We start from the raw sequence: 20,606 nt of genomic DNA, 5'->3' as shown, positions 1-20,606 counted from the left end.
AGGGATCTCGACAATCCACATTCTCGCTGGTCAGAGGCACTTTCTGCTTATGTGATCACCCATCGGACACCACGCCTCGTGAAAGCCGGAGGTTAGCAGGCGACCACAAGTGTGGCGTAGGGGTACCGCCGTTCCGCTCGACAGGGCTCGGCCAAGCGACGCCGGTGGTCTCGATGCGTGAGCGATGCGTGAGCGGACGGGTCAGCATTCCCTACGCTCTGGTGCCACACACGAGATCCTGGCAAGTTCCTGACCAGGTAAAACCGGACCGAGCGTGATCACGGAACACCACCCGTCACGATCTTGCACCCCCTCGTAATGCGTAGGTCAAGGGTTCGATTCCCTTAGGCGGCTCATCTGAAGCCCAGGTCACACCCGATGTGACCTGGGCTTTTTCATGTGTTGGGCGGTATTCGGACGCATGACAGATCCGCGTCCTCGTGCGCCCTCGTCCGAGGGGAGCGCATGGGCGCAGAGCTTGTGCAGAGGGGCGCGCGGGCCCCGACTTCCCAGGGGCGCTGCCTGTCGGTCAGAGCCTCCGGACCCAATGCTGGATTCGTGGAAGTGCTCCAAAAGCCGCGCCTACGCTGGGGCCGTGGCGAATCCGATAGACACCGTCCCTTTCCGATCTCTCGTGATACAGGCCAGCGCGGTGCTCCTGACCCAAGGAGTCGAGGTGGAGGCCACCGCCGTGCAGGGCGTCGCCGCGCACCCTGGCGAGACGCTGGCTCGCCAATCGGGCATGGATCCAGAGGCACTGCACGCGGTCTGGCCCGACGTATAGCCCACGCGACCCGCCACGGCGCGATCACCGTCCACCGCTACACCGACAGCGCCCTGTCGGCCTCTAATGCACATTACGCAGAAGCCGGTCGAAGTGATGCAGGAGCTGGTAAAGATCTGCCCACCCGCCGTCACCGTCCTCGGCCCCTTCACCGGCTCCGGCTCGACCGGAGTCGCCGCCCTGCGCGAGGGACGGCAGTTCGTCGGTATCGAACTGTCCGACCATTACGCCGACATCGCCGAACAGCGTATGGCCGACGAGCTGACCCAGGACGACTTCGGCCTCGCCGGACCCGAGGGGTGACCCCGGGGCGCCGAGGAGGACAGCAGAACGCGCGAAGGGGCGGTCACACACCGGTACGGGTGTGTGACCGCCCCTTCGCGCGGCGTGGTCAGGAGGCCGCGATGCTCCGCAGGATGATTTCTTCGGCGCGCTCCAGGTCGGCGCGCGAGCGCAGGCTCACCTCGACGCCCGAGATGCCGAGACAGCCGATCTTGGTCACGTCGCGGGTGAAGCCCTCCTCCAGCTCCACCGTCGCCGGATCGAGCTTCAGGTTCACCGCCACGACCTCCTTGCGCGGCAGCACCCGCACCGAGGCGAACTTCTGCAACCGCCGGTAGGTCAGGTAGTGCTGCTGCGGCTCCATCCACGCCCCCTCCGGCAGCAGCAGCCGCTCATCGACCGCGCCAAACAACTCCTTCACCTTCGCCGGAGCCCCCTCCAGCCGCTGCTGCGGCACGCTGACCTCCGGCACCGTCTCCACCGCGCTCGGAACGGTCGGTGCCTTGGTGCGGGAGGCAGGCCCTCCGGCGACGGAAGCGATCAGCCGCAGTGTGAGCACGTCGTCGAAGACCCGGTAAGAGACCAGGTCGATCCGACGGCCCGGCCGATCTCCTCGACTGCCACCGTGTCGTGGTAGGTGAACTCCCCGGCCACGCACACCACCCGCGGATTGCTCCAGTCCACCGGCCCGGCCGCCTCCGCACCGAGGCGGTTGGCGACCAGCTGCTCGAACTCGTGGTGGTGGTCCCGCAGCCACACCAGGTATGAGAGCGCCTGGTTGATCACATTCTGATCGCGCGACCGCTTGTACTCGATGACCACCGGAGTGCGGCTCTCATCCAGCCCGAGCGAGTCCACCCGGCCCCGGCCCCGGTGCCGACCGGTCCGGTACTCCGTGGCCAGGAACCGTATACCGAGCATCGCCTCCATGTTCGCCTCGATCAGCGACTGCAGATCCCGCTCCACCGCCACCGACGTACCCGGAATCTCCGTCGCCCGGCCACCTCTGACCCGGAAGACCTTCAGATCGCCCATGCACTCCTCCCCGCTCCAGCACGATCACTGCACGGCGACAAACGATTCGCCCCGACATCTATTCCTAGGAATCCCACTCAACCTAGATGGTTGCGATATAGCCTCGTCGCATGTTCTGGGCAGCCGCCCAGAACATGACCAGGAGGGTGATCATGCGTTTGTTGATCGTATTCATCGTGGTGGGCGTTGCCTTAGCGTGGCGGCGGGTGAGCCTGTCCATCGTCTGTGACGGCTGCGAGAAGCCGCATGGGCTACGGCTAGTGGTCCGCCCGAAGCGCGTCGGCAAGTAGACCGGACAGCAGTTGTCCCTGTCGCCCCCGGGCGGACCACCGAGCATGACATCCCCGCATACGCGAGGAGCACCGAGAGGCAATGAGTCGCCCACCCACCCCAGATGGGGGTCATCCCCACGTACGTGGGGAGCATCACTGGCGGCGATGGCGCCTCTCCGGCTGCCAGGAGGCATGTACGGCCAGGCTAAGGGACGACGCACCTACCGCATCCAGGGTGTCTTCTCACCGTCCGTAGCGGCGGCGTTTTGCGGTGGTGCTCCAGCCTTGCCGCGAGGGGCGTGTTGTGCCGGCGGTAGGGCTGGTGGGTTGTTCGGAGGGGCGCCGGATCAGGGTGATGCCCTCATGGTCGAGGGGCTGCCAGTGGTGGTCGTGGGTCTCGAAGGTGTAGCCCTGTTCGGTGTCGGTGCTGTAGGTCAGCAGTGCTCGGCCTTCGCGTGCGTACTCCCGTACTTCGGCCCAGAGTGCTTCCCGGACGCGGGCTGAGGGACGGCCGACGAAGACACCAGGGGAGATTTCGAGGAGCCAGCGGGTGAGGAAACCTCTGAGGCCGGTGGGGCAGTTGGACAGAACGATCACGGTCACCAGATCAGCCCTTCGCCGAGGTTGCGGCCGGATTCCAACTCTTCGCCTCGGTCGGACTGGAGCCGCACCCGGTCCCGGATCGGGTCGTCCTCCTCTGTCGGAATACTCTCCTCCATGCCGGGGGTCAGAAGCGTCTTCACGTCGCGGACGCAGCGTTCCAGCAGCCTTTCGGCGTGCACGCGGTCGCGCAGCGCGCGGCGCACACGGGCGCCGATGTCCTCCCCGCTCTCCGCTGCGACCTCGAAAGCGATCGGGATGCCGATCTCCGTCTTGTAGAGGTCCGCGATGTCGAGTGCGAAGGACAGCTCGTGTCCGGAGTGGACGAAACCCAGTCCTGGGATACATCCGAGGGCGGCCACAACACTCTGCGCGATGCCGTACATGCACTGTCCGGCTGCGGTGACAGCCTGGTTGGGGGCGTCGCCGGAAGCGAAGTCGCCCTGGACGTAGCGGCGACCGCGCCATCGGATACCGGTTCGGGCCGCCTCGGTGCGGTAGCACGTCTTGACCCGGTCGCCTTCCATGCCGAGCAGTTTCCGGCGGCTGCATCCGGCCGGGTCCTCGTCGGGGAATCGCAGCGAGTACATGGCGCGGGCGACGTTCAGCCGCGTCCGCGGGTTCGCCCACAGACGAGCCTGGGCCTCGGCTAGAGCGGAGGAGCGGGAGAGCGCCCGGCCGCCGGCGTAGTAGCGCACACCGTGCTCGCCAACCCAGACGATGCCCACGCCGCTTTCTCCCAGCAGCCGGATCGCCTGCTGGGAGATCTTCGTGCCGGGGCCGAGCAGCAGGGTGCCGATGGTCGCGGACGGGAGGTGGCGTACGCCGTCGCCGTCGGCGGCTGTGATCGCGTTGTCGGCGGCATGGATGACTGCGCGCTCGATGTAGATGAAGGAAAACCGGTCGCTGATCCGGGTGAGTTCGCGCGGGGAGGAGGCGCCGCGCTTGCCGACGGTGGTCATCGGCCTACGTCTCCGGGGCCAGGGTGAGCAGGCCGCAGCCGTACGCCTTGCCCCGGCCGATTCCCTGGGTGAGAGCGCTGCGCAGGGCGTCGGGGTCGGTGACCTCCAGTTTGCCGCTGAAGACGGCGGTGACGAGCGTGACCGGCCCGCGGCGACGTCCTTCCCGGTTCTTCTGTTCTGTCTCTGGCGCCGGATGATCGGGGCGTTTGCGGAAGGAGAGGTCGCGGCGGCCGTGAACGACCACGGCGTACTGGTCCAGAGGGTCCTCCGCTTCAGGCATCACGCCGGGTGCCAGCTCGAAGCCGTGCCGTGTCTGCTGTTGCAGGAGCCAGCCGAGTTGGTGGCGCGGAGAGACGTGTGCCGTGCGCTTGGTGGGCTCTCCGTCCTTGCGGCGGATGGAGTGCACCGGGTTGGCGGTGAGCCGGAACGCCCAGCGGTCGCCCTTGGCCAGGCGCTGCAGGAACGGTTGGTAGTTCCGACTCTCCCAGCCGGGGCTGGCGGGTTCCGCAAGCGCAGGCCAGCCGGCCTGTTCCACCAGGTGTGTGAGGTCGGGACGATCGGGGCTGACGAGGTACAGCTGCAGATCGGTGCGGTCGCTGTGGTCGAGCCGCCAGAGGATGCGGGGCCGAGTGGCAGGATCGGTCGGGAGGCCGGGGAAGCCGGCGAGCACTGCCGAGTGCAGGCGCTGCGGGGAAGAGAGCAGGAAACGTGCACCGGCACGGGCGGTGTTGATGCGGAAGCGGGTGAGATACATCAGCCGTCCTCCAGCGGCGGCATCGGGTCGTGCGCCGGAATCCTGGGAGCGGGCCGGGTGCCGGCTTCCGGGCGCGGGACGGTCTCGTTGCGCACCGACCGGCGTCCGTACCGACGGTGGCGCGGGTCGAAGCTGAGCGGCTGGTCGGCCACGATGTCGCCGGGTGGATCACCGGGTGCGGAGTCCAGCAGCAGGGGGAGCTGCATGGAGGCGGTGCGGGCGGTCCGCCGCCGGTACCAGCCGGAAGCGAGCCATGGATGCTCCCGGAGTGCTGCCTCCAGTCCGGTGTCGTGCCGTACTCCCATGTCCAGCCGTCGTGCGGGCGGGCAGGCGCGGCGGCCGAGGAACGGCAGGAAGTGGGGGGCCCGGACGGCGGAGTGCAGGTCCTCGATCAGTGTCTGCTCGCCCTCGACAGCGGCCAGGAACACCGCGTCGGCGAGGTAGAGGCGTTCGGTGATCGGCAGCGCCTTCCCGCTCTCCTGATGGTGCGCGGTGTGGAAGTCCCGTACGCGCGTTCCGGGTTGATCGATTCGCACGCCGAAGCGGAGCGCGGCGAGGTCGGAGACCTGCATGGTCCGGGCGCGGCCCTGGGCGGCGGCGAGCAGTCCGATCACCCCGCTCTTGGTCGGTGCGGATTCTGTGGAGCGCCGGGGGTAGCGGGACGCCGAGCCCCAGGACTGGAGCGGCCCGGCGAGCTGGAGCAGCAGGACACTCACCGCGTGACGCTCCACCGTTCCGTGATCGCCGCGCCGACGCCTTCCACCAGCCCGTCCAGGGTGACCGGGGTGCCGACATCGGCGAGCTTGCCGGTGTTGCGCCCGGCGCGTACCACCCAGGTCGCCACGGCCTCTTCGCCGAATGCCTCCTCCACATCGGCAATCTGCTCGGCCAGTCGTTCGCATGCCTGCCGCACGTGGCTGCCGGACTCGGCCATCGTCGGCTCCTCGAAGGCCCCCACGAAGCTGACCGGGCGGGTTTCGCGCAGCTTGACCACGATGGCGTCCGGCGGGGTGTGGTGGGCGAAAGTGTTGATCTTCCCGGTCGGCAGGGAGGTGACGAAGCTGCGGACGAATGCCTCCACCGCGCGGCGTACGGGAGTGGCCGCATCGGCGTTCTCGTCCATTCCCTGGCCGAGGTTGTCGGCGAGCCGGTCCACGTCCAGGGCGGCGTAGCGGTACAGCGTCGCGGAGTTGAACTCCACGGTGCCGATCATCCCGGCGCCGGTCTCCTCCTCGGCGTTCTCGTCGTCCACCGCGGTGTAGTAGTCGGACTCGTTCTCCACCGCGTGCACGCTGAGGGCGTGCGCGACCTGGGCGGCGGCATCCACATTGATGTCGGCACCGTCAGCGACCATGCGGCCGAAGAGGGCGATGTCCACCGAGTGCCGGGTGTCGGCGATCTCGCGGGCGCGGTCCTTGTTCTCCTTGGTCTTGAGGAAGCCCGCGATGTCCGTCCGGCCTTCGACCGCCAGCTCCGCCAGCCCGCGTCGCTGTTGGGCGCTGAGGAACATCAGGTACTTGGACTCGGGCGGCAGCGGCTCCGCGTCCTCGGCGCTCTCTTTGTCCTTCTTCGGTTTGCGCTCCGAGACGACGAGCTTGGAGCCCGTGCCGGCCTCGACCACCGCCTTGGCCAGCTCCCAGGAAGTCTCGGGCGTCACGCCGGGCTCCAACTCGCGGATGGTATCGCCGATGAGCTGGGCGACCTTCTTGGTCCGCACCCCCAACTCGGCCGGGTCGAGCAGTTCCTTGAATCCGGTACGGGTGGCGCGTTTCCATGCCTGGCTGGAGACCCGCGAGCGGCGTACCCCGCCGTAGACAGCGGTCTTCGGTGTGCCTGTGTCGTCCCGGTTGAGGTTGCTCGGGGGGACGCTGTGGAGGACGTGGATGTCGATGATCGTGCGGCTCACGGGGAATCCTTACTCTGTGCGCGGGTCGGTGGCGGACGAACCGCCGTCGTCGGAGGAGTGCGTGGCCGTCTCGTCCTCGGGGGGACGCCAGGAGTGGAACTCTCGGCCCCATTCCTGGCGGACCTTCAGGCGCCTGCCGGGATCGAGGGCCTGCTCGATCTGGTCGGCGAGCCGGGCGTAGTCCAGCGGTTCACTCTCGCTGCGCAGCAGCAGCACCAACTCCCGCAGCCGGTAGGCCAGTACGTTCGAAGACGTGGCTCCGGCAACCCGGACGAAATGCCTGCGCAGCGGCTCGTCGATTTCGCCCCGCGGCATCAGCGCCCGCACCGCGCCGCCGAGACGACGGCCGGGGACGTGCATCCGGGCCGTGCGGTGGGACTGCTGGTGCAGTGCGTATAGCGTCACCGCCAGGTGGACGGCTGTGTCGGCACGCTCGCTGTCCGGGCCGGGTCCCTTCTCGCCATAGAGCCTCTCGGTACCGGTCAGGCCGAACAGCTCAGGGACCTCTTCCGGCGCCTTGCCTGCGCCGCGTCGAAGCTGGGCGAGCCGGGCAACCGCCCACGCCTCGTCTTTGGGCAGCAGGTAGCCGCGCTGGAGCGGCTCCAGGAACGCATGCACCGTACGGCCCACGAGCCCTGGCCGGTAGCCGTCCGGCCAGGCGGAGGTGGGCGCCGGGCTGCTGGTGCTTGTCATGCCGCAGGCTCCTCGGGTCGATTCGGTGACGGGCCGCAGGTGCCGCCGGGTGGCTCGTCACCCTTCGGTGCCAGGACGCGGCGGCGCAACTCGGTGCGGAATACGCGCTCCACACTCGCGGAATTCAGCCAGTACGTACCGCCCTTCGCGGTGGGCAGCACGCGGCCCTCCCAGGCGGCCTCGCTGGAGAAGGCGACCAGCTCCAGGCCGAGCGCGAGCACCAGATCGTGGGCCGCGCGGCGCCAGTTCTCCAGCCGCTCGTCGGCGTCCACGCCGGGTTTCAGTCCGGCCAGCCACTGGCGGAACGGGCCGTCCAGTTCGCCGAACCCCCGGTCGCGGGTCTCCTCTCGGGGTGTCGCTTGGTCGCCCCCGGCAGCCTCCGCCAACCCTGCAGCGAGGCTGCCCAGCAACCAGACTGCAGTCTCCGCGAGTTGCACGGCATGCAGGGCGGCGTCCCGCAGCCGGGTGTCGTGCTGCGAGAGCAGCACCACGGACAGGCTCAGACTGTCGTCCACGACATCGGCGACCACCGACTGCTGGGTGCCGTAGGTGCATCCGAGCAGCCGGGCCCGGATGAGGTGGTCCTGGCCCAGCGCCTCGCTTTCCTCGGCCATGCGGCCCAGCCATTCCAGCACGCGCGGGGTGATGCCGGGGGCCGCGTCCTTGCCGGCCTTCCGCACTGTCTCGGGCGGATAGCCGGTGATCAGCGAGGCCAGGCCCCGCCATGCTGTGCGGGCCGGATCGTGGGTACGGGGGAGGTAGACCGGGCTTCTGCGCAGCTTCTTCTCCTGCTGCTCGCTGCGCCGCCAGCCGGACATCGGCTCGCGACCGTGCATGTCGCGGTAGGGGAGCGGATCGCCGTACGCCAGCACCACGCCGTACGCCTCATGTCCGTCGTGGTGCAGTCGTACCCGCCGCGCCTGCCAGGTGTAGAGTGCACGCGGACCGGGCGGTCCGGGTTCCGCATCCGGCAGCGGGGCCGCCCCAGGAGGCGGGGCCCGCCGCCAGACGGGCAGGTCTGCCTCGTCGTGCCGGAGCAGGTCGTCCTCCTCCCGGGGGATGAGGTTCAGCAGCAGCGTCTCGCGCAGACTGTCTCCTTCGGCGAGGACGCCGCCGAGCATCCCGGCCGCACCGACGCCCTGCGGGTAGACCTTGCCCGCCTTGACCCGCAGGTCGCCCACGGCACCCGACTTGATGCCCGAGACGTCCCAGGCATGGGCGTGCACCACCCAGCGGGCGGCCTCAGCGAAGGACAGCCGTTGCGCGCCGTGCGCCCGCATGGTGAGGAAGCGTTCGTTGTTGGGGACGTCGGCGACGATCCGGTCCAGGGAGAAGACCTCGTCCTTGGCCGTGCGCAGGTCCGCCACCTGGAAGAAGGGGCGCTCCGGGTGTAGCAGGTCGAACCGCTCCCGGTGCCGCGACAGATATGCCGCGACTTCATCGGAAGGGAAGCCTGCGGGCCCGGCCGTCCACAGCTCCTCCCAGTCCTCCCGGGTCTGCGGCCCGCCGTCGAGCGCGTCGTAGAGCACCGCCAGCAGCAGCCGGATCAGGGCGAACTCCTGGGTGGGAAGGTCACCCGGCATCCGCCGGATCTCTCCCGCCCGCTCGAACACCTCGGTCAGCGACAGCTCCTTCTCCGCACCGTCGCACAGCAGCACCGGAAGCCAGGGCTGCGAGGTCAAGTCGAAGGAAGCGGTCCCGGGTTCCGGGACGGCTGCACGAGTGTCACGGGGCACGGGTCACCTCAAGGCCGTCGTCGGGCGAGTAGCGCAATTCGAAGCCTGCCAGAGAGCACTGACACTCCTCGTCGAGCGCGAGGATCAACTGTCCGGCCAGCCAGTGGCAGTCGCGCCCCTGCCATGCCTCGACGTATAGCTCCTCCAACTCCGCCACCGCCCGGTCTGCAGTCGCGAAGCAGAACTGGTAGGGCAGTCGCAGGGCGCTGGCCGCCACAGCTCTGGCGCGGTGCGGGTCCGGCGCGACATCGGTGGGCAGCTCCAACCCCGCGCGGATCCGGCCGCGTTCGTCGGGCGGCAGGTGCGGCAGTGTGCGCAAGGCGCCGGTGGCGGTGCGTTGGACGACCAGCACTTCCACGCTGTCCTCGGCGTCCCGGACCTGCTGCCGCCCGGCAGGAGTGTCGTCGGCGTCTCCGACCCCCGCATCGATCCAGCCCAGCAGTGATCTGCCGGGTGCTCGCGGTGCGGGCAGCCGGTACGTCCTGGCTTTCCTCTGCTGCTCTGTCCGGTGTGCCTCATCGGCCTTCTCCGCCGCCGCCATCGCGTCCTGCCAGCCCGCAGGGCCTTGCGGGAGCGGCCCGTAGGCATCCTGGACCAGCGGGGCGATGTCCGCCGGGAGCCGGACCGCGTCCCCGCCGTCGGCGAGATGCGGTCGCAGTACTGCTGCGGCACGCAGCAGCGGCCACGTTCCGTACACCGCCCGGGAGCCGCGGACGGGCACCGGGGGAGGTCCGGCAGCTCCGGTCCACTCTCTCCCTCCGCCGTCGGGTTCCACACCGGTGATGAGGCAGCGAGCGGTGCGCAGCCGCTCAGGGCGCTTCCGCTCGTGACGGTGGAGCCGGCCCATGCGCTGCAGGACGAGGTCCACCGGTGCGAGGTCGGTGACCAGGAGATCGAAGTCCACGTCCAGGGACTGTTCGGCGACCTGGCTGGCCACCACGATGTGCGTGCCCTGAGGCCGCTTCCCGGCGCAGGTCTCCGGTGGTCCGAAACGCTCCCGCAGGTCGGCGTCCTTGGCGGCGCGGTCCAGGTCCACGAAGCGCGCGTGCGCGACCGTGACCGCATCCGCCCCGAAATACCCGCGCAGTACGGCCGCGGTATCCCGTACCCGGTCCACCGTGTTGCGGACGACCAGCGCACTCCCTCCGTCGGCCAGTTCGGCGGCCAAACGGCCGGCAATCGCCTCCGGTGCGTCCGCCAGCGTCTCGACGTGCGCCTTTGTGGCGCGGCCCGAGGCAGCCGGAGCCCGCTCGACCGCCGTCCCGCCCGGTGTGATCCCGGTGAGCAGAGGATAGGAGTGCGGGGTCCCGTCCGTTCGCAGCCCGTCCGGGTACACCTGCGCCTGCGAACCGGCATAGGCGCGTACCAGCTCCCACCGCCGCGCTGCGGGCAGCGTTGCCGAGAGCACCACGACCGGCACACGATAGGCGCCCAGCCAGGCCAGTGCGCCGTCCAGATAGGTGTCCATGTACGCGTCGTACGCGTGCGCCTCGTCGATCACTACCACCTTGCCCGCCAACGTCAGGTGGCGCAGAGCGAGATGACGGGCCTTCAGCGCCCCGAAGAGAAGCTGATCGACCGTGCCCACGACGAAGGACGAGAGCATCCCCTTCTTCCGCCCCCGCAGCCAGTGGTGCGCCACCAGCTCCGCTGCGTGTGTGACATGCCCGCCCTCGCGGTGCGAGCCCCGTGCCCACATGTCGTCGGTCTCCACGGCCAGAGGGCGGGACGGGGCGCCCATCAACGCCGTGTAGTGCGGATTGAGTGCGGACTTGGCGTGCGCGAGGAAGACGGAGTGGGCACCCCGCTCCCCGTCTTCGTCCGGCAAGCGGCCCAGCCAGTCCCTGAGCCGGGGGAACATCGCGTCGCCGGTCGCACGGGTCGGCAGCGCGAAGAAGCAGCCGCCCGCACCGGACCGCGCGGCGAACACCTCCGCCGCGGCCAGCGCCGCTTCCGTCTTTCCCTCGCCCATCGGCGCCTCGATGATCAGCAGACCAGCCGCAGGCATTTCGCGGGCCAACCGGACCGCGGCGGCCTGCACCGGGCGCACCTGGGCACCCGGCGGGAGGGCGAACCGGCTGCCGTAGTGGGCGTCGGTCTCCTCCGGCGGATTCACCGCCTGCCAAGGGCGGGGGAGTTGGAGTCCACACCATGCCGCCTCGATCCGCTCGGCGGAGGTCTGCCCCTGCGCATCGGGGTAGTACGGGAAGAGATCAGGGTTGCTCGCGATCCAGTCCGCCACGATCACCGTCGCCGAAAGCAACACCTGGACGGGCTGCGGAAGCCGTACGCCTCTCCAGGACGGAACCCGCTCTCCTACTCCGCACGCCGTCGCCGCGGCGTCCAGCAACTCCGTCTGCACGCTTCGCCAGAGGGCCTCGCTCGTTCCGCGCGTACGGATCAGCCCGGCCCTCCCGCGCAGATGCCTGACCTGCCCCGCATCCGGTGGTACGCCGTGATGGCCCCCGACGATCACGGAGAACTGCCCGCGTGCCGACTTGGGCAGCTCCCCCCGCTGCTCCAGCCACTCGTCCAGGAGGAGCTGCCCTGCCAGGCCATGAGGGGCCGCGCTGCGCTCGGCGAGCAGACGCCGCGTCGGCATCGCCAGCCCCTGGTCCTGCATCGCCCCTGCGAGGTCCTCCACCTGACAGGCGAAGGCCGGCGTCGCCTTCCCGATGTCGTGCACTGTCGCCAGCCAGATCGTCAGCAGCCGTGCCTCTGCCGCACCGCCCGGCATGACGGCAGCGATTGAGCGTCGCACCTGCGCGGGCAGCCAGTAGTCCCAAAGCCGCCCGGCGACCTCGCCGCTGTCGGCCATGTGTCGCCACAGCGGCAGCCAGGCCCCGCTCCTGCCGGCCTCGCGCTGGTCGGACTTCGCCCACACCTTCCGAGCGGGCATCGACAGCCCCTCTCCCAGTCTCGCCACCTGGGGCCGCCTGTTGTTCATAGAGAGGATTAGAGCCTTGAGGGCAGGGCGATACTGTGTTCTTGGATGAATCTGGCTGATAAGAGTTGTTACCGGTCAGTCCCTGAAGTCCTGCTTCACTCGCAAATGGCTTGTGCATGGCTGCTTCCCGAAGGAGGCACGGAGGTGTTCCCTTCTACACGGCGGGAGAAATGTCCGAATCTCGACTTGTTGCTCAAGAGGGCCTCTTCTCCAGCAAGAACCCCAGGTCAGCAAGACTGCTCCCCGCGCAGCGGGGATGGACCCTGGTCCGGCACGTCGGCGAGAAGTAGATTCTCCTGCTCCCCGCGCAGCGGGGATGGACCCCGCCCGAGGCAGTTTCCGACGGGAAACCCGCCCTGCTCCCCGCGCAGCGGGGATGGACCCGGGATAGCCCGCTCTCCAAACCGCCGCGGCCACTGCTCCCCGCGCAGCGGGGATGGACCCTCGACATGGGGGCCGTGAGCGCGCACCCACACCTGCTCCCCGCGCAGCGGGGATGGACCCTTCACGATCCAGCTCGTGAAGGCCATGACCCCCTGCTCCCCGCGCAGCGGGGATGGACCCCGCGGCGCCACCGGCATCTGCTGGGTGGTGGACTGCTCCCCGCGCAGCGGGGATGGACCCTCATCCTGACTCACCTCCCCTTGACGGGAAATCTGCTCCCCGCGCAGCGGGGATGGACCCGCTCCGTAGCCTTGGCGGGAGGTGCCGCCTGTCTGCTCCCCGCGCAGCGGGGATGGACCCTGGGTTCAGCACGCGGACGAGCGGGGGCTGGGCTGCTCCCCGCGCAGCGGGGATGGACCCGGTCCGTCTGGCACGACCGGTGGTCGAATCGGCTGCTCCCCGCGCAGCGGGGATGGACCCCCGCACACCCGGCAAGCCCGCCACGGGGACGGCTGCTCCCCGCGCAGCGGGGGTGGACCCCTCCCCCCTACTTCCTGAGCGGGGCGGTCCCGCTGCTCCCCGCGCAGCGGGGATGGACCCGGCGCCGGCCGACTGGCCGCCTCCGCGCGCGACTGCTCCCCGCGCAGCGGGGATGGACCCGGCCCGGACGGCTTCGACGTGTACGACTCCGTCTGCTCCCCGCGCAGCGGGGATGGACCCGCGGCGGCGGTAGCCGAGGGGTGGCAACACGACTGCTCCCCGCGCAGCGGGGATGGACCCAAGGCGCGGGAGCTGCGCGACACGCTCAAGACCTGCTCCCCGCGCAGCGGGGATGGACCCCAGGCCGCCGAGATGGCAGCCGGCATCGACTGCTGCTCCCCGCGCAGCGGGGATGGACCCGACGAGGGGCACCGTGTGAGCACTTGGACGACCTGCTCCCCGCGCAGCGGGGATGGACCCTCGGCCGCAAGGCGAGTCCGCTGAGCCTGCCGCTGCTCCCCGCGCAGCGGGGATGGACCGGACAAGCTCGGCCTGTCCTGGCCGGCCACCGTCTGCTCCCCGCGCAGCGGGGATGGACCCATGCGGATCGCGATGGATGCCGACGTGGTGGCCTGCTCCCCGCGCAGCGGGGATGGACCCCAATTTCCCCTTCGCCCCCGGCTCGTAATCCACTGCTCCCCGCGCAGCGGGGATGGACCCTCGCTGGCACTGATGGCGCACCAGGTCGATGACTGCTCCCCGCGCAGCGGGGATGGACCCTGCACGCCCTCCATCGCCACCCCGGTGCCCGACTGCTCCCCGCGCAGCGGGGATGGACCCATCTCCAACGTAGAGTCCGGGTCTGGCGAGACCTGCTCCCCGCGCAGCGGGGATGGACCCATCTCCAACGTAGAGTCCGGGTCTGGCGAGACCTGCTCCCCGCGCAGCGGGGATGGACCCTGCTGTACGAGGTGTATCTGGTGGCGGGCACTCTGCTCCCCGCGCAGCGGGGATGGACCCTGGGGATGGCGCGCCACGGCCGTCGTTGCGGTCTGCTCCCCGCGCAGCGGGGATGGACCCCGCGTCTGGCCGGAGTCGTCGTTGAGGGGCTCCTGCTCCCCGCGCAGCGGGGATGGACCCCAGGCGGCCGAGGCCGAGGAGCGGCGCAAGGACTGCTCCCCGCGCAGCGGGGATGGACCCGCCACGACTATGCGGCGAATCGCCTACCTCCACTGCTCCCCGCGCAGCGGGGATGGACCACCGGGGGATGAGGCATCGGTAACCGTGCTCGGCTGCTCCCCGCGCAGCGGGGATGGACCCCCCATGCTCCCCCACACCGCAGCCCAGTCGAACTGCTCCCCGCGCAGCGGGGATGGACCCGACGACGTGATCGAGGGCGATCTGCTCGCGCACTGCTCCCCGCGCAGCGGGGATGGACCCGCTCCCAGCCCCAGCCAGGGCACAGCCACGACCTGCTCCCCGCGCAGCGGGGATGGACCCGAGACCGACAAGCCCGCCTGGCCGCTGTTGAACTGCTCCCCGCGCAGCGGGGATGGACCCCGCAACGCCGCCTAGTACTCCAGTCGCAGTTTGCTATCGCTGCTGGTCAGGGCCCTGTTTCGGAGTGTACTCGGCTGATACTCCGTCAGGTGGTGGGAGTTCGTGACCTCGGGTGCGACGGGCCGTTGTGTTTGTCGTGCAAGATGATGTGCGGCCCGATGTCTGGTCGGCGGAACTGGAAGAGTTGCTGGTGCGGATCGGTCACCGGTTCGGGCGGGTGGATCTGCGGCGGCGAATGCGGGCCTATGTGCACGGCCTGCTCGGGCCGGTGGGCCGCAAGAACAGCTGGCAGCTGGCCGAGCACGCCGGTCACCGTACTCCCGCCGGCCTGCAGCACCTGCTGAGCCGCGCCTGCTGGGATCCCGACGAGATCCGCGATGACCTGCAGGAATACGTTGCCGAGAAGCTCGGGGACCCGGCGGGTGTGCTGATCATTGACGACACCGGGTTCATCAAGAAGGGCACGGTCTCGGCCGGGGTGCAGCGGCAGTACTCCGGCACCGCCGGCCGCACGGAGAACTGCCAAATCGGCGTCGTCGCCGCCTACGCCAGTGTCAGAGGCCGGGCGCTGGTGGACCGGGAACTCTACCTGCCGAAGTCCTGGACCTCCGATCCAGACCGCTGCGCCCAGGCGAAGATCCCCGACGAGCGCGCGTTCGCCACCAAGGGCGACCTCGCGAAGGCCGTCATCATGCGGGCACTGGCCTCGCCGCTGCCGATCGCCTGGGTGACCGCCGACTCGGCCTACGGCCAGGAGTGGCGGCTGCGCCGCATGCTGGAGGAAGCCGGCGTCGGCTACGTCCTGGCCGTGCCCAAGTCCCAGCATGTCCACGCCGTCGGCCGCATCGACTTCGCCATCGCCCAGGCCCCCGACGACGCCTGGGAACGCCACTCCTGCGGGGCCGGCGCGAAGGGACCGCGGGTATACGACTGGGCTGCAGCCCGGCTGCCCGCCATCGACGACTTCGACGGTGACGAGCCCACCCACGACCGGTGGGTGCTGGCCCGCCGCAGCCTGGCCCGCCCGGACGAGATCGCCTACTACCTCGCCTACGCGTCGGCTGGCACTCCCATCGCCGAACTGGTGCGGATCGCCGGGGCGCGCTGGGCGATCGAGGAGGCATTCCAGGCCACGAAGAACGAGTGCGGCCTGGACCAGTACGAGGTCCGCCGGTATCCGGGCTGGTACCGGCACATCACCCTGGCCATGCTCGCCCACGCCTTCCTCGCCGCCATGGCCGCCGCCGCAGGGACCGAAAGGGGGGCGGCAGAAACAATTCCGCCGCCCTCGCACCGCTCACCGTGGCGGAAATCCGGCGACTCCAGGCAACTGGCCGCCCCACGCCGACGCACCTGCGGCACACCGGCCACGCGCTGAACTGGTCCCGCTGGCGCCGCCGTCACCAGGCCACCGCCCGCCGCTGCCACTACCACCGTCGCACCCGAGGTCACGAACTCCCACCACCTGACGGCGCATCAGCCGAGTACACTCCACAACAGGACCCTGACCAGCAGCGATAGCAAACTGCGACTGGAGTACTAGGCGGCTCCGTGGTGAACCGCAGGTCAGGATTCTGGCCTGCGGTTCTTCGTTTCTGGCCGCGAGGTATGTGTGCGGACAGCTCTGGTGGCCTACCTGTTCGGCTGTGCGGCGCCGATGTTCCGCAGCCGAGTCCGATTCGGATCACCGAACGCATCGCCGGGTTTCTGACCTGGGGCTCCGCTGTTCCCTCGGGCAGCGTGGCCGAGCAGCAGGCGGGCCTGAGCGTCTGGGGGGAGCCGTGCCGGTGGCAGCACCCGGGCAGGAATCCGGGCAGGAATCCGGGTAGGAATCCGGGCAGGAACGGTGGATCGGTGGCCGCACTGGTCGGTGGCCGGGCCCTCTCTGGGCACGGCCGGGCTTGTGGCCGGGACGACACGGGGGCTGACCAGGGAGAGCGGCGATTCGGCAGAGTCGGGCGGGGGCGGCGACTGTCCGGCGCGCTTTGCGTCTGCGCCGCTGTGCGAAGGTCGCCCGAGGTGACGTTTCCCTGCCGAGGCCGACCGATGAGTACTAGCCTTCTGCTGTGTGACCAAGCAGACGGGCTCGGGGAGACAACGGCGGGTTCGGTTACGCGGCTTCCTCTGTGCGCTGCTCGTAGGGGCGACGTCGGTGATCGCCGCCATGACGACGGAGTCGGTCGGGCCGCTTGTCAGCGGTTCCGGTGCCGCCTCGGTCATCGCGGCATGGGTGGTCACCGTGTGGGGGCCTCCGCAGCAGCGGATCCTGCTGGTCGCCCTGCCGGGAACCGCAGCGGTCTCTGTGGTCGTCACTTTCGCCTATGAGGGCCCCGCCCGCTCGGATGCAGCGAACTGGTGGACGGCTGAGACGCTGGCACTGATGATGCTGATGGTCGTCGGGGTGCGTCGTGCGAGCATCCGGGCGGCGATCGGCCTCGCTGCGCTGCTGACGATGACGATCACGCTGTCGCCTCTGCGTATCACCTTGAACGTCGTCCCGCCCTCCAGCCGCAGCGAGACTCTGCAACTCTGCTTGATCTGGGCGATCCTCGCCATGGTCGCCATGGGTGTCGGCGCCTACTTGCGGAACCTGGACGCGCGCAGCCGCGCCGTCGCTGCAGCCGAGCGCCGTGCCGAACGGCTCAGCCTGGCGCGTGACCTGCACGACTACGCTGCACATGACGTCACGGCGGTGGTCGTCCTCGTCGAGGCGGCGCAGGTAATGGCGAAGAAGGATGCGCGGCAGGCGCTGGAGCTGCTTCCTGAGATCGGTGCGGCGGGTGCCCAGGCTCTCAAAGCGATGGACCACACCGTTCAGCTCATGGCCGAGACGCCGCCAGGAGACGATCGCGAGTCCACTCTGGGGCCGGCCGGACATCGGGAACTTGCTTCCGGCAGCAGCGGGGAGGAGGAACGATCAGTTCCGCCGTCGCGCCGCGAACCGCGTCGTGACCTCGGCGAACTCGTGCCCCTTGTCGCACGGTTCAACCGTACGGGCGCGCCCGAGGCGGTCCTGCTCATGGCCGAGGGCGCTGTGGACGACATCCCGGCGGAGGTCAGCAGGATGGGATACCGGGTGATCGTGGAGGCGCTCACCAACGTGCGCCGGCATGCCGCGAGCGCGTCACGGGTGGAAGTTCTCCTCCGGCGCGAAGGAGGGGTTGACAGGCCGCGACTGCGTGTGCAGATCACCGATGACGCGCAGCATCCAGAGGCCGAATCCGGCCTGGTCGAACGCGTGGCAGGAGCCGGAAGCACCGGTATCAGCAGTCTCTCCGAGCGAGTCGAGGGACTGGGCGGGAGGCTGACCGCGGGTCCTCGCGAGGGAGGTGGGTGGCGAGTTGCCGTCGTACTGCCGCTCTCTTCGTACAAGGCCTCCGGGGGATGCAATCTGCCGAATGGCTGATACCGATGGAAGCCCACCCCTGACAGCCTGATCCGCATGTCTGAACGGACGGGGGGACGCATCGTTTTGGCGTCGGCGGTGATGTGCTGCGCCGTACTGGCCTACCTGGGCACGGGTGCGATGGACGATCTCGATGCTTCCCCTCGTGGTGATCAACGGCGGTTCGACTTCACCGGGTCGCGGCTCTCCGTCGCCGTGGGCGGAGACGGAGAAGTACGCCTGGAGCGCGGTCGCGGAGACGGGCTCGTCGTCATCAGGGAACTCGCCGGGGCAGCCGCCAAACAGGGCAACGCGGACTGGGCGCTCGACGGGGATGCGCTCCGCCTCTCCGCCGAGTGTCCGGACATCGCCATCAACTGCTATGGCGAGTACGTGGTGAAGGTTCCCCGCGGTGTCGATGTGTCCGTGACGTCGAGGGGTGACGTCACGGTCGCCGGCCTGCGTTGCGCGCTGCACATCGCAACCCGGACGGGCGACGTGAGGATGGAGCGGACGTCCGGGACGCTTCGGCTGCGATCGGACAGCGGACGAATCCAGCTGGTGGAGGCCAGGTCGACGGATGTCGAAGCTCGTTCTCTTCGCGCGCCGGTCTCGCTCACGTTTGTGCGGCCGCCGATGCGGGTGATGGCGATTTCGGATGCCGGGGATATCGACGTGAGAGTGCCGAGCGTGTCCGCCGCATACCGCATCGACGGCAGGGCTGGAGATGCGGCGGACGTACACATCGGCATCAGGGGCGTTCCGTCGGCGAAACGGAGCATAGCCGCCCGCACCGAAAAAGGAGTCGTCGAGATCCGGAAAGCGGAAGATTGAAGAGCCGATGGCGACCGGGAAAACGTACCGGACGACCGAGGTGTCAGCCGAGAACAGCCGTCGTAAGGGCCGATACTCACTGGAATGGGAGTCGCATCTTCATGTACCGCATCGTCCTGTCCGCTGACGACCTGGCGGGTATCAGAATCAGCGATGGAGCCGTCCCCCTCCTCGAAACCGTCTTCGCTCTCGAAGCGCTCAAGGAGACTGGTGAAGAAGGGTTCCACGAGTGGCGTAGGCGGGTGCGCAGACACCTCATGAATCCGACTGCGAGAGCAGAGCGCATCGTTCGACTGTCAGGTCGTACGGATAGCTGTTCGGCGTTGTTGGACCCCAGTACCCGGGCGCAGCATCCACAGGCGCTGTCTGCGGCCCAGGATTTCAGCAGGCTCGCCGTGGCGCCCCACTGGGAGCCGATCCGCGTCCACCTGGAGAACGCGCAGGAGTCCCTGCGGGACACCATGGGCCGCCACGGGGTGGGAGTCCTGCTCGGTCGCCTCGGGCCCGGCATCCGTTGGAGGCCGCCGGTGCTGGAGGTCGACGGTATGGGCTCGGGCAGGCTGAGGCCGACCGGGCGTGGCCTCGTGCTGATGCCTTCGCTGTTCTTGCACCGGCCTGCCCAGGTGGTACGGAACGACCGGGGCGACTTGCAGAGCGCGCCCCTGTTGGTGTTTCCCGATCGGCCGCGTTCGGAGGACCTTCCCGGCCTGCTGGCGGACGGCGATGCGGTGCGAGGCGATCGGCGTGAGGAGATCGACAGCCTGGCCGCCCTGGTGGGCAGAACCCGGGCGGCCGCGTTGCGTGCGGTGCGGGAGAGCTGCGGCAACGCCGAACTCGCCGAACGGCTCGGAGTGACCACTGCGGCGGTGAGCCAGCACACGGCGGTCCTGCGAGCGGCCGGACTGATCTCGACGCGTCGGAGGGGCAGCCATGCGGTCCACTCCGTGACCCAGCTGGGACGTCTGCTGATGCGGGGTGACGACGCCCAGTTGCGGCAGATGCTGTCGGCCCCGCGCGCCATCGTGAAGCAGCCGGCAACCGCGTGACGGATGTCGGCTGCTCGACTCATGACATGGCTCCCTGCTGCCCTCGGCATGATGTCCATGGTGTGGTCGGGCGAGGCCCCCGCGGTATCGGCCGTTCGGCAGACCATGTCGGCCGTGACGCCGTTCGGCGGGCTCTTGGCGACGCCGGAGCCGGACCGGTGTCCCGGTGCGGAAGTGGAACCTACGTCTGAGCCATCAGACCGGACTCCCAGACCCATGCGGCGATGCCCACGCGGTTGCGAACGCCCAACTTCTTCTGCAGCCGGGCCAGATGAGTTTTGACTGTTCCCGCAGAGATGAACAGTTCGGCACCGATGTCCGAGTTGGTCAGGCCCTCCGCGACGAGTCGGGCCACTTCCTCTTCACGTGATGTCAGCGGCTCGTCGGGTCGGCGGACCGCCCGGCGCTGGTGTCGGAAGCGGTCGAGCAGCCGGGTGGTGACCTCAGGACTGATCATGGAGTCTCCGGCGGCGGCCGCGCGCACGGCCTCGACCAGTACGGCGGAGCGGGAGCGCTTGAGGAGGAATCCGCAGGCGCCCTCGCGCAGTGCTGTGTGCACGTACTCGTCGAGGTCGAACGTGGTGACGACGACGACGCGCACAGCCGGCATGGAGCGGGTGATCTCCCGCGTCAGCTCCAGTCCGTCCATCTCCGGCATGCGGATATCCGCCAGCAGTACGTCGGGCTCCAGAGAGCGGATTGCCACCAGTGTCGCGACTCCGTTGTCTGCTTCCCCGACGACCTGCAGGTCCGCCTCGGCTTCGAGAATCCGCCGGAATCCCATACGTATGCTGGCTTGATCGTCGGCAAGAACAATGCGCGTCGTCATACCGTTCATGGTGCCATGGGCGAAGGGGGTGGCGCGGCCGGGTGATTTCGGTCATTCATGCATTGGTTTTGGACAGCGTGAAAAAACTTGCGTACCCGCCTGAGGGGCTGCGGTGAG

At 69.3% G+C, this 20,606-nt stretch carries 17 protein-coding genes, 1 pseudogene and 1 CRISPR repeat array; of the genes and pseudogenes, 7 read left to right on the top strand and 11 right to left on the bottom strand.

The features are described from left to right. Nucleotides 1–595: 595 nt before the first annotated feature. Together ACFYNS_RS30550 and ACFYNS_RS30545 are read left to right on the top strand one after the other, a co-directional pair. On the top strand, nucleotides 596–784 hold the full coding sequence (locus tag ACFYNS_RS30550) for a hypothetical protein (protein ID WP_388606100.1): 189 nt from the start codon (nucleotides 596–598) through the stop codon (nucleotides 782–784). A gap of 66 nt (nucleotides 785–850) precedes the next feature. Continuing rightward, nucleotides 851–1,087 (top strand): annotated as a pseudogene (locus tag ACFYNS_RS30545) (DNA methyltransferase); the annotation flags it as partial. Between the two features lie 88 nt (nucleotides 1,088–1,175). Here ACFYNS_RS30545 and ACFYNS_RS30540 read toward each other — a convergent pair. Together ACFYNS_RS30540 and ACFYNS_RS30535 are read right to left on the bottom strand one after the other, a co-directional pair. After that, on the bottom strand, nucleotides 1,176–1,547 hold the full coding sequence (locus ACFYNS_RS30540) for a hypothetical protein (RefSeq protein WP_388606098.1): 372 nt from the start codon (nucleotides 1,545–1,547) through the stop codon (nucleotides 1,176–1,178). Nucleotides 1,548–1,606: 59 nt separating this feature from the next. Next, a complete protein-coding gene (locus tag ACFYNS_RS30535) occupies nucleotides 1,607–2,101 on the bottom strand; it encodes a hypothetical protein (protein WP_388606096.1) in 495 nt (164 codons plus the stop codon). 110 nt (nucleotides 2,102–2,211) lie between these two features. On the opposite strand from ACFYNS_RS30535, the gene ACFYNS_RS30530 reads away from it, so the two are divergent. Continuing rightward, nucleotides 2,212–2,391 carry a hypothetical protein gene (locus ACFYNS_RS30530; protein ID WP_388606095.1) on the top strand — a complete coding sequence of 60 codons (180 nt, stop codon included), beginning with the start codon at nucleotides 2,212–2,214 and terminating at the stop codon, nucleotides 2,389–2,391. 225 nt (nucleotides 2,392–2,616) lie between these two features. Here ACFYNS_RS30530 and cas2e read toward each other — a convergent pair whose 3' ends face one another. The 8 genes from cas2e to cas3 are packed head-to-tail and all read right to left on the bottom strand — an operon-like array spanning nucleotide 2,617 to nucleotide 11,971. Further along, a complete protein-coding gene (gene cas2e / locus ACFYNS_RS30525) occupies nucleotides 2,617–2,976 on the bottom strand; it encodes a type I-E CRISPR-associated endoribonuclease Cas2e (protein WP_388606093.1) in 360 nt (119 codons plus the stop codon). Continuing rightward, nucleotides 2,973–3,935 (bottom strand): type I-E CRISPR-associated endonuclease Cas1e, encoded by a 963-nt coding sequence (cas1e, locus tag ACFYNS_RS30520; protein ID WP_388606091.1) that lies wholly within the window; start codon nucleotides 3,933–3,935, stop codon nucleotides 2,973–2,975. Before cas1e ends, cas2e begins: the two co-directional genes overlap by 4 nt. Nucleotides 3,936–3,939: 4 nt before the next feature. Next, nucleotides 3,940–4,689: a type I-E CRISPR-associated protein Cas6/Cse3/CasE gene (gene cas6e, locus ACFYNS_RS30515; RefSeq protein ID WP_388606090.1), complete on the bottom strand. Its 750-nt coding sequence runs from the start codon at nucleotides 4,687–4,689 to the stop codon at nucleotides 3,940–3,942. Continuing rightward, entirely contained in the window at nucleotides 4,689–5,405 is a 717-nt protein-coding gene (cas5e, locus tag ACFYNS_RS30510) for a type I-E CRISPR-associated protein Cas5/CasD (protein WP_388606088.1), read from the bottom strand. Before cas5e ends, cas6e begins: the two co-directional genes overlap by 1 nt. Next, entirely contained in the window at nucleotides 5,402–6,595 is a 1,194-nt protein-coding gene (cas7e, locus tag ACFYNS_RS30505; RefSeq protein WP_388606086.1) for a type I-E CRISPR-associated protein Cas7/Cse4/CasC, read from the bottom strand. The genes cas5e and cas7e overlap by 4 nt, the downstream gene beginning before the upstream one ends. A gap of 9 nt (nucleotides 6,596–6,604) precedes the next feature. Then, nucleotides 6,605–7,288, bottom strand: coding sequence for a type I-E CRISPR-associated protein Cse2/CasB (gene casB, locus ACFYNS_RS30500; RefSeq protein WP_388606084.1), 684 nt, complete (start codon nucleotides 7,286–7,288; stop codon nucleotides 6,605–6,607). Next, nucleotides 7,285–9,024 carry a type I-E CRISPR-associated protein Cse1/CasA gene (gene casA / locus ACFYNS_RS30495; RefSeq protein WP_388606083.1) on the bottom strand — a complete coding sequence of 580 codons (1,740 nt, stop codon included), beginning with the start codon at nucleotides 9,022–9,024 and terminating at the stop codon, nucleotides 7,285–7,287. The genes casB and casA overlap by 4 nt, the downstream gene beginning before the upstream one ends. Further along, on the bottom strand, nucleotides 9,014–11,971 hold the full coding sequence (gene cas3, locus ACFYNS_RS30490) for a CRISPR-associated helicase Cas3' (protein WP_388606081.1): 2,958 nt from the start codon (nucleotides 11,969–11,971) through the stop codon (nucleotides 9,014–9,016). Before cas3 ends, casA begins: the two co-directional genes overlap by 11 nt. A 236-nt stretch (nucleotides 11,972–12,207) precedes the next feature. Next, a CRISPR array of direct repeats spans nucleotides 12,208–14,395; the repeat unit is 28 nt; unit sequence CTGCTCCCCGCGCAGCGGGGATGGACCC. Between the two features lie 148 nt (nucleotides 14,396–14,543). On the opposite strand from cas3, the gene ACFYNS_RS30485 reads away from it, so the two are divergent. The 4 genes from ACFYNS_RS30485 (at nucleotide 14,544) to ACFYNS_RS30470 (ending at nucleotide 19,660) form a co-directional block, all read left to right on the top strand. Further along, the gene (locus tag ACFYNS_RS30485) at nucleotides 14,544–15,773 is read left to right on the top strand and encodes an IS701 family transposase (protein ID WP_388606105.1); all 1,230 of its coding nucleotides are present in this window, start codon (nucleotides 14,544–14,546) and stop codon (nucleotides 15,771–15,773) included. 690 nt (nucleotides 15,774–16,463) lie between these two features. Further along, nucleotides 16,464–17,801 (top strand): sensor histidine kinase, encoded by a 1,338-nt coding sequence (locus ACFYNS_RS30480; protein ID WP_388606079.1) that lies wholly within the window; start codon nucleotides 16,464–16,466, stop codon nucleotides 17,799–17,801. A gap of 36 nt (nucleotides 17,802–17,837) precedes the next feature. Beyond that, a complete protein-coding gene (locus ACFYNS_RS30475) occupies nucleotides 17,838–18,614 on the top strand; it encodes a hypothetical protein (protein WP_360295069.1) in 777 nt (258 codons plus the stop codon). 101 nt (nucleotides 18,615–18,715) lie between these two features. Continuing rightward, a complete protein-coding gene (locus ACFYNS_RS30470) occupies nucleotides 18,716–19,660 on the top strand; it encodes an ArsR/SmtB family transcription factor (protein ID WP_388606077.1) in 945 nt (314 codons plus the stop codon). A 181-nt stretch (nucleotides 19,661–19,841) separates the two neighbouring features. Here the strand turns inward: ACFYNS_RS30470 and ACFYNS_RS30465 are convergent, their stop codons facing one another. Next, a complete protein-coding gene (locus ACFYNS_RS30465; protein WP_388606075.1) occupies nucleotides 19,842–20,489 on the bottom strand; it encodes a response regulator in 648 nt (215 codons plus the stop codon). Nucleotides 20,490–20,606 lie beyond the last annotated feature (117 nt).

The organism is Streptomyces sp. NPDC006925, from assembly GCF_042869575.1.
Taxonomy (GTDB): domain Bacteria; phylum Actinomycetota; class Actinomycetes; order Streptomycetales; family Streptomycetaceae; genus Streptomyces.
Note: the sequence above shows the minus strand (reverse complement) of the source record. Positions and strands in the feature narration are given on the sequence as shown.